Source organism: Halomonas colorata (genome assembly GCF_014897985.1).
Classification (GTDB): Bacteria; Pseudomonadota; Gammaproteobacteria; order Pseudomonadales; family Halomonadaceae; genus Vreelandella; species Vreelandella colorata.
This window is the reverse complement of sequence record NZ_JABUZA010000033.1, coordinates 43,310-52,801: the sequence shown is the minus strand read 5'-3', so window position 1 is coordinate 52,801 and position 9,492 is coordinate 43,310. Positions and strand designations below refer to the sequence as shown.

The following is a 9,492-nucleotide window of genomic DNA, read 5'->3' as shown; positions in this document are numbered from 1 at the left end:
ACAAGGTCTCGCCGGAGTTATTAAGGCCTCTCCGTGACGTGAAGTAGGTCAACTACGTCGTGGAATGAACGCTTACGCTCCCACGCAGCGCTGGCGACACAGCCAACGACAGCCATCACCGGCTGCCAAAGGGCATTGATGTCATTACTCTGGACAAGATCCGGGAGTTAATTGCCGACGGCAAGCCCTGGAGTGCAGAGGAAGTGGGCGCCGCCATGGGTGCATCGCGCACTACCGCAAGACGCTACCTGGAATACATGACCGGCACCGGCACGCTAGTGGCCGAAGTCAGCTATGGCAGCATTGGCAGGCCGGAACGGCGCTACCGGATGGTGTAAGGCAAACCGTTCATCGAAATCTCCACAACGTTATAGAACTGCTCAGGGACTATTAATCCGCCCGGACAAAAACCCAGTTGGTCCTAACGTTGTCGCACACAATAACGTCGCGATTGATGGTTTCACACAGAGACAGGCTTTCTGGCAACTCATTGTGATAACGGGTCTTCAAGCCCAGAGTTTTTCGATCCTGTTTGAGCAGCTCGTAGGTCTTTTCCATGCGCTCGGAAAAATCCACGCCGCCGCTTTCCAGGGTATGAAAGGCGTTGTGAAACGCCGTAAAGCTCATGGTATTCGCGCCAAGGCCAATGGCCAGCATTTGGGGAATGTAACGATCATAGGCGGCCGAAAGATAGGTTCGTACGGCTTCATCATCATTACGCTCACCATCGAAAGGCACTATTCCAAGGCGATTACCCGGTTCCAGAACGCCGTCGTCCAATGTTTCCAGTGAACGATTAGCTGCCAGTTCATAGGCCAGGCCCGGACACTGAATGAGTTCTTCCTGCAACTGGCAACCCGCCAACACTCGGGTAATCGCAAGCTCAGAGCCGGATTCTTTCGCGGGCTCCTCTGTTTGCCTGGCCACCTCTGGTTCAGGAATGGAGGAAACCTCAGGCAATGTCAGCCCCAGACTCCTAGCCGGCTGACGCAACAAGAGCGCCTGCACCCTTGAATCATTACGCCTGAAATCCATCATAGAAGGCAGGCCCGCACCACCACGCGCCACAACCTCACAGTAAATACGTTCCAGGTCCGTCTGGGCTGACGCCAGACAATCTTCATCAGCGCTGGCAACCGACATCCAGCCAAAAGCCAGAATCATGGGCAGTTGTTTTTGACACGGAATCACGAAAACTCCATCTGGTGTACTTTGATTGCTTACCATACAGCGACGTGACTGGTTGACGCAGGTATGTTGGAGCGCTTGCAGCATCATTGCAATGCCCACATATCCCTGAACGTACACGGAAGGGCCAGAAACCGGGGGCCATCTGAATAATATCAGGTTCTGGCAGAATCTTGACTACGACGATTAGTACACCACTAGCATTAACGTATATTAAAAAATATTCTAATCAACTATAGAAATGGCCAATGTAAAAACCTGCCCTGGCTCACAATTATAGAAAATTTTAAACACCAAATTCCGCCTCAAAATATCTAAAACACTGGATGACAATTCAACAACAAAATAATTATACTTCTCATTCCAAAAAACCACCTTTGAGTCAGAAAACTCAAAGTATCGATGCGATACCGGATAAATAGCTTTAAATAAACTTTCTTTACCCGAAAATAAAATCGTCAGCCCCTGCGAATAAGAAAGTGATAAACTTTTCAACAATGAAACCTCTGCTCTCCCTGCAATAATTCCTGACAAATCTACACTTTGCTCTTGAGACATCCAATTTTCAACATCTACACCTAGCAACACCGGCTCCCTATACTTTGCAACGGCAACCGCACACTTATCATTGTGGGAAATTGAACCAACAAAACCTTTCGGCCAAATTGGCTCACGATTTCCACCAATATCGAGTTGGACCGGTTTTTCTTCTAACGCACATATAGCATCACAAGCTACAACTCTACCGGCGATGAATTCAGCCTTACGCTTGACCGCCGCTGCATTTAGCTGCAAAGGCAAAAATATATCATATGGATAAATATCATTTTCAATAAAATTAATTACATCAAAATAACGAACATAAATAAACTCACCTCCCAAATGTAAAACTTCAGACTTACCAATAAAACATTCACTCGATCTAGGCACCAGCGACACCCTTAAAATAAAAAAACGATATACAAATAAAAAATCCAGGCACACATACTGGCTAGATATCCAATATGCCTACCCGGAAAACATTTAATGTTATCGCAAAAAACATACAACCGAAAAAACAAAAACTATATACGAACCTACCACTTGACTTTGAAATCAACTCCCATAGTCATTGGATCGCCGGAGCGGCCATACCAATTATCGTTCATGACAAATGCACGAGTAACATATTCTTCATCAAAAAGATTCTTAGCCCACAGCGAAGCTTCATATCTACTGTCTGCATAACCAGTCCGAACATTAAACACACCAAAATCTGACTGACTTTCTGTGTTTTCATTATCAAAATACATTTTTCCTATAACGCTATAATCAAAATTTACAAAATAATTATTCATAAACGTATAGTCAGCGCCCAGCGTATAAGTATAACCAGGTGTGTTCGCCGGACTTTTATCGGAATAATCATAATCTCCTACATAATTACCACTACCATCATACCGAGACACATTGTAATCATCGAAATGAGCATCATTATATCCGCCGTTGGCGAAAAGCTTTAAATCAGAAGTTGCCATCCAACTAACGTCCAATTCAACGCCACGACTGACAGTCTTACCCGCATTATCGGTATATGAATAAGGATATTGCTGCTGCTCAACCTGCTGATCCTTCCAGTCAATCCAGAACAGGGCGCCATTGACTGTCAGGCGGCCATCCAACCACTGACTCTTCATACCCAATTCGTAATTCATGGTATATTCCGGATCATAGGCAGGCGCCACTCCACTTGGTACCAATGGGTTAAAACTACCACTCTTATAGCCTTCAGAAACCGAGGTGTAAACCATGACATTTTCACCTGCATAATAGTTTACGCCCACTTTTGGCAGAAGTTTCGTGTAAGAATTGGTATACTGAGCGGACATCGCGCCACTGGCATAATCGAAATCCAGTTCTGAGCGGTCATAACGCAGACCAGAAACGAATTCCCATTGATCACTTATAAGATAGCTGACGTTACCGAATACAGCGTAGTTTAGTGACTCCATATCTGAATAGGAGTCACCCATTGGGTACTCCATATAGTAATAATCAATATCATTTATTGAATCTTCGTTTTCAAAGTAGATACCAGTCAGCCATCTCAATGCCTGATCCTGCTTTGAATTAAAACGGAACTCCTGCGTAAATCGCTTCTGCTTTGAAATCACATCTAAAACAGTTTGATATTCCGGAAGAGGGGTAAAATCCAGATCCTGCTCGCTATCTTTATTTTCGTATGTATACGCAGTAGTCGATGTAAAATCAACGTTATTACCTTGTCGACTGACCCGTACCGATCCTGTATACACATCAACATCATTATACCCGTCTGTGTCCGAATAGACTTTATGAGAGTCGGATTTTATTTGACTTAACGATGCAAATGAATTGTTTCCGTTACGCTGCTTCTGGCCCTGGATGGTCGTAATCATGTCCCATCTTGAGTCTAATGGACTCCATCTAAGTTTCACGCGTCCATTTAAATTATTCACATCATCGAGTTCATCATTGCCATCCGTAGAGCGCGTGAAATATCCGTCATTCTTATCAAACTGAAATGCCGCCCGATATGCCAGTTCATTATTGATTGCATCATTGGAAATCAGAGTCGTTTTGAGTTCGCCGTAATTACCAACCCCGAGCCCAACGCTTCCTTCTTTTCGAAATTCAGGGGCATTAGTTATGACATTGATAACGCCAGAGGAGGCATTTTTACCATACAGAGTACCTTGCGGTCCCCGTAATACCTCAACGCGCTCTGCATCAAAAATATCTGTATCAAAAGTCAGATAGGGAACGCCATCAACCAGAAACAATACTGTCTGCGACCCTTCCATTGTTGGTGTAATTCCTCGCAAGGACAAAAAACTGGCATCGGAAGGGTTGCCGGATTTAATCATACTTAAATTCGGAGTCTTATTGACCAGGTCGTAAGTGTCACTGATATTTCTTTTTTCTAATTCTTTTTCAGAAAAAACAGACAGGCTTACTGGAACATCCTGAGATCCTTGCTCAACTTTTTGTGCGGTCACAACGATAGGTTCGATCTCGAAAACCTGGTTTTCCGCCTCCTCTGCATAACAAGAAGCCGATATAAAAACCGCGACCAAAGAAACGGGAGGGATTTTTTTCCAACGTGAAGACATTCTTATATTCCTCATACTATTAAGATAAAAATCAAAATAAGCGGGACTCCGAATAAAGAATTCAGAGCACAAAACAGCTATGCACTGGTTGGGATGAAAGCATTAATTTGTGTCAAAGAAATCGCGAATCTGGACTCTTAAAGCGCCAGACAACCAATTTGCAACACAGTATTGCAAATCAGTCATGCAAAATCAATAATGCGATTGATTATCATTGAGATTTTTTTGGAACAGATGAACGCTGGATAAAAAAACAAACAGAAAAGAAACCAGCCCTGATAGATTCAGCGCTGGGGGCCCGCAAATTAAGCGGGCATTAATTGCTGATTAAAGTGCGCGTAATAACGAAGCTTGAATAACGCGACCAGGCACAGCAGCGCAAGACAGGACCCAGCAACAAAAACAACGCTGTAACCCAGGCTGCCGGCAACATAAGTAGCAATCGATGAAAATACAATTTCACACAAAGTCTGAGTGCTTTGAAAAATAGCGATGTTCGTCCCTGGCTGCGGTGTTCTCTGCGAAAAACGCATTGTGTAGGTATAGGTGCTGACCGCCACCAACCCCATCCCCAGACCTACAACCAGCGCACTCATCCAGACAAACCAATTCGCAGAAATCAACGCCTGAGCCAAACAAAGCCACAACCCTCCGCCGAAAAGGACCATCACCAGTCCTGCTGCCAGTGTAAAGCGATATCCCCGCCATTGAATAACCACACTCGCAAATAGACAACCAACTAACATCATCATCAAATGGGCCACGCCAGTAAGCGTACCTATCTCTGTCATCGACCACCCCCCGTCTACCAGGATAAATCTCGAAATGGCCAGAATCACCACCCCGTAAACCGTGACCAGAGAACATAAAACCAGACTCGATGTTGCAAGCGGTGTACGAAAAAACAGTCTGAGCGACGCTTTTTCGGCTCGATGCCTCTGCCCCACCCGAACCTTTTCTGACCAAAACAAGACCGGTAATAACGACAGGAGCACCAGAACAGACAAGGCTATATAGGTGTGGTGATAACCGAGATATTCAAACAATACCAATGCCAGCGGCCCGGCAACCAACAAACCCACCAATATTCCCGACATCTGAATGGTATTGATTAGCCCCAGGTAGTCGGATTGACTATTCTCGGCCGCAAATCCATCCGTGGCGATATCCTGTGTAGAGCCGGCAAAAGACATGATTGCCAGAAATATCATCAGGCTGAATAGCGATGCTTCATCAATCTCAATGAAGGATAAACAATAAATCGATCCCGCCATGAGTAACTGCATTGGAATGATCCACGACTTTCTATAGCCAATGCGAGCAATACAGTGGTTATCAACAAAGGGGCTCCATAAAAATTTCAGTGCCCAGAAGAGACCTGCCAACGGGACCATAGCCGTCATTTCCAATGACAACTGTGAAGATCTCAACAACGTGGGGACCGCATGAAATACCAGTCCCATGGGCAATCCCTGAGTCAGGTATAAGCAGAAGAGTATAACTATCAGTTTCTTACCTGGGCCCGAAGACGGCGACAGCTGCTTCTGCTGTCCGGATAGTTCATGTGTATACATCTCAATATTTCGACCTTTTCGTGATTCATCCATGGCCTGTCTACCCGGCAGCCAACACCCAGCTCTGGGACTGATGCTGCAGATGCCATAACTCGTGGTACAAGGACTGATTGGCCAACAACTCACTATGCTGCCCCTGTTCAACAATTTTGCCTTGGTCAAGAACCACAATCTGATCCGCATGCTGAATCGTGGATAATTTATGGGCAATCACGAGAACCGTTTTCTTTTGAATCAAAGCCTGTATAGCCATCTGAATCTCATATTCATTTTCAGGGTCCAGGGATGCAGTTGCTTCATCCAGGATCACAAAGGGAGCATCTTTAAGCATCGCCCTGGCGATCGACAGGCGCTGCTGCTCACCTCCGGATAAATGTACCCCAGCCGCCCCTATTTCTGTCTCCATCCCATCAGGCATAGCCCGCACACGTGCAGCCAGCTTTGCCATCTCCAGCGCCTGCCATAATTCATCGTCACTCGCGCCTGGTCTGGCGACCCGCAGATTATTTGCAATGGTGTCGTTAAATAGATAACTGGCCTGAAAAACCACACTAACATGTTGCAGCCAGTACTCTTCATCCATCTCGGTCAGTTTCACCGGGTTTTGCAGATCACCAACCCAAATCGCTCCTTCATCCAACTCCCAAAAACGCGCGATCAGGGAGGCTGCCGTTGATTTACCTGATCCGGACGGGCCAACCAATGCAGTAATTTTCCCGCTTTCAAGAGTGAGGCTAAAGTGCTGAAACACAGTGGCCGAACCGGGATAAGAAAAGCTCACGTCTTCCATTCGAACCGTCATGTCCTGCAATTTCGGTCTTTTCGAACCACCGCATAACTGCGGCAGTGCAATCAGTTCATCAACCCGTCCAACAGCCAGGTTGAGGAAGTTCAGTTCGGCCAGAAACATCGACATATTCAGCAACGGACGGAAGAAACGCGTCGCAGCGATCAAAAACAGCAGCACTTCAGCCAGGGTCAGCGATTCCCCTAACCAGGCCCAGGTCACAGCCACCAGTAATACGATAAACCCGACCTCAACCAGGAAATTAAAGCTATATACTGGCCAGACCGCGGCAACCTCGGCTTTCATTGCTTTCTGCCGAGTCTGATTCAAAACCGAGTCCAGACGTTTAAACATACTGCCGACCATCTGATGGGACTTCAGTTCTTTCAGCCCATCCACATACTCCATCACCGCATCGTTGAGCTGGTGCATCAACCCCTGCATATGATCTTGCCACTTTCGGGCATAGTTGCGTGTCAGCCAATAAGCCACCACCGCCAGAGGGAGCGTCGACATCATCGCAAGACCCATACGCCAGTCTTTCAGTGTCAGCCCCAGTGCAAAAAAGATCAGCACTGAAGCCGTTGCGATCATAGGCGCATAGAGATGGGTAAAGATCCGCTCAATGAGATCGACATCTTTTAGTAATCTATTGTTAATATTGCCGAAATCGGAGCTTTGAAAAAAACCCATCGGCATTTTTCTGAGATGCTCACCCAGTCGTTCCCGAATTTGGCGCCCGGCAGCAAAGCCAATCAAATTAATCTTCAGATGAATCGCACGTGCCAGGAATACGCGCGCTACCATCATGATCACACACCACATTACCAGGCTGAGCTGATATTGAAGACTGGGATTGGCTGACAGCATATCCAGCAGAATATAGTAGAGAAACCCATACGGAGCCGAGGCAAAAAAAGCGTCCAGTACCGTCAGACCTATTGTGAACTTAAGGCCTTTTAAGGAAGAGCCCGTCAGTCGTTTCAATGTTTTGATTTTCAACATGTCTCTTTTCCCACTAAATACAATTCGCTTTGCTGCGTCAGTTGTTTCTCTGTCATCCGCCACTGCTTGGTTCGTTGATGAGCATTCCACATCGCTTGGTACAATTCGCACTCTGCAAGCAACTGTGTGTGGGTACCTTGTGAAACATTCCTGCCGTCCTGAATCACAACGATCTTATCGACCTGAGTCAGGGTATTGAGCCGGTGAGCAATCACGAGTACTGTTCTGCCACGCATTAAACGGGAAATCGCCTGCTGAATCCGGACTTCATTCCGGGCATCGGCATAGGCTGTGGCTTCGTCCAAAATGAGGATAGGAGAGTTTTTAGCCAGCGCTCTTGCTATCGCAATCCGCTGAGCCTGCCCTCCACTTAAACTCCCCTGTTTAACGATAGTCTGATACCCATCCGGCATTTCCTGAATGAACTCATGGGCACAGGCGGCTATTGCTGCACTTTCTACTTCGGCAAGAGAAAGCGCCTCGTTACCCATACGAATATTGTCGGCAATTGACTGTTCAAAAATAAACACATCCTGAAAAACAAAACTCACCAACGACATCAATTGATTTAAAGGAAACTGCTGGACCGGAACACCACCAATCCGGATGCTTCCGCTCTGGTTATCAAAAAAGCGTGGGATCAACTGTGCAATTGTAGTTTTACCAGCACCAGAAGGGCCTACGATTGCTGTAATCCTGCCTTGTTCGGCGACAAACGAGACTTCATCCAACGTCTTGTCCGTGGCTCCATCATGGGTAAAGCTCACCTGATCAAAACAAATATCTGTGCTGACTACAGCCTGAAGTGAGTCACCTTCCTGCTGCGGTTTATGGGTACAGAAACGCTGGATCGACTCGACCCCTTTCAACATTTCGCTGAACATGCCCCCAAATTCAACCAGGTTATATAAAGGCTGCATTAACCCTACTCCAAGCAGCATAAAAACGAACAAGGTTGGCAAGCTCAGACTACCCTCTGCATGAAGCCATACGCTGACCGGAAGTATAAATATGAAGCCGAGTTCAAGCGATAACTTAAACAGCGCAGCCGGGGTTTTAGTATCCAGCAACCAGTTGGTGACCAGTTCATGGTGAGCTGCAACGGCCTGGCGGTATTTCTGATAGGAGCTCACCTTTATATTGAAGGCTTTTACTACCTGAATCGATTTAACAAAGTCGACAATACAGATATGCAGATCACCAACCACTTGATAATAACGTTCAACCCGCTGATTAAACCCTTTAAACATCTTCACTTGCAGGAAAATTGCAATCGGAAGAGGCAGAATAGCCAGCAAAGCCAGACGCCAGTCAATATAAAACAAAGCAAGCGTCGCAACTATGGGCATCACAATTGCTGCGGCCATATCGGGCATATGGTGCGCTATAAATGTTTCTACTTTATCTACATCATCGGCAATAATTTTTTTTACCGTCGCTGAAGCTTGCTTATTACTTTCACCCAAGGTTAATCGGCCAACACTATCCACCAGCTTTTGCCGGAGTTCAAACAACAACTGAAAAGCCGCTTTATGTGACAATAATCCGGATAATAGTTGAAATGCCATCTTTGCAACCAGTGCGCTTCCGGCAGCCAACACCCAGTACCACACTTCTTTTGTTCCAGTTATAGTGCCATTTACAAAACCATCGATCATTTGATAGATAATCAGATAAGGAACGATAGTCAACAAAGCATAAATCACAGCCAAAATCATAGAAACGATTAACCGACGCTTCTGGCTACCAACCAGCTCCACAAACCATTCAACCGTTTGATTTTTCAATTTAAAAGCCTCGAAAATTA

7 protein-coding genes are annotated in these 9,492 nt (G+C 45.9%); 1 reads left to right on the top strand and 6 read right to left on the bottom strand.

The window, feature by feature from the left end:
- Positions 1 to 122: 122 nt before the first annotated feature.
- On the top strand, positions 123 to 338 hold the full coding sequence (locus tag INT33_RS21530; protein ID WP_328515357.1) for a hypothetical protein: 216 nt from the start codon (positions 123 to 125) through the stop codon (positions 336 to 338).
- Positions 339 to 390: 52 nt separating this feature from the next.
- Here the strand turns inward: INT33_RS21530 and INT33_RS15275 are convergent, their stop codons facing one another.
- The 6 genes from INT33_RS15275 to INT33_RS15250 all read right to left on the bottom strand — a co-directional run bounded on the left by INT33_RS15275 (position 391) and on the right by INT33_RS15250 (position 9,472).
- The gene (locus INT33_RS15275) at positions 391 to 1,191 is read right to left on the bottom strand and encodes a hypothetical protein (protein ID WP_226912595.1); all 801 of its coding nucleotides are present in this window, start codon (positions 1,189 to 1,191) and stop codon (positions 391 to 393) included.
- Between the two features lie 222 nt (positions 1,192 to 1,413).
- Positions 1,414 to 2,118, bottom strand: a complete 705-nt coding sequence (locus INT33_RS15270) for a 4'-phosphopantetheinyl transferase family protein (protein ID WP_193060392.1) — start codon at positions 2,116 to 2,118, stop codon at positions 1,414 to 1,416.
- A 146-nt stretch (positions 2,119 to 2,264) separates the two neighbouring features.
- Positions 2,265 to 4,319, bottom strand: a complete 2,055-nt coding sequence (locus tag INT33_RS15265; RefSeq protein ID WP_193060393.1) for a TonB-dependent receptor — start codon at positions 4,317 to 4,319, stop codon at positions 2,265 to 2,267.
- Between the two features lie 305 nt (positions 4,320 to 4,624).
- The gene (locus INT33_RS15260; RefSeq protein WP_226912599.1) at positions 4,625 to 5,893 is read right to left on the bottom strand and encodes an MFS transporter; all 1,269 of its coding nucleotides are present in this window, start codon (positions 5,891 to 5,893) and stop codon (positions 4,625 to 4,627) included.
- Between the two features lie 40 nt (positions 5,894 to 5,933).
- Entirely contained in the window at positions 5,934 to 7,685 is a 1,752-nt protein-coding gene (locus INT33_RS15255; RefSeq protein ID WP_193060395.1) for an ABC transporter ATP-binding protein, read from the bottom strand.
- Positions 7,679 to 9,472, bottom strand: coding sequence for an ABC transporter ATP-binding protein (locus tag INT33_RS15250; RefSeq protein ID WP_226912594.1), 1,794 nt, complete (start codon positions 9,470 to 9,472; stop codon positions 7,679 to 7,681). Before INT33_RS15250 ends, INT33_RS15255 begins: the two co-directional genes overlap by 7 nt.
- Positions 9,473 to 9,492: the final 20 nt, after the last annotated feature.

Excerpts from the sequence above, each read along its gene's own strand:
- INT33_RS15265 (WP_193060393.1), bottom strand. The coding sequence starts at position 4,319 with ATGTCTTCACGTTGGAAAAAAATCCCTCCCGTTTCTTTGGTCGCGGTT.
- INT33_RS15255 (WP_193060395.1), bottom strand. The coding sequence starts at position 7,685 with ATGTTGAAAATCAAAACATTGAAACGACTGACGGGCTCTTCCTTAAAA.
- INT33_RS15260 (WP_226912599.1), bottom strand. The coding sequence starts at position 5,893 with ATGTATACACATGAACTATCCGGACAGCAGAAGCAGCTGTCGCCGTCT.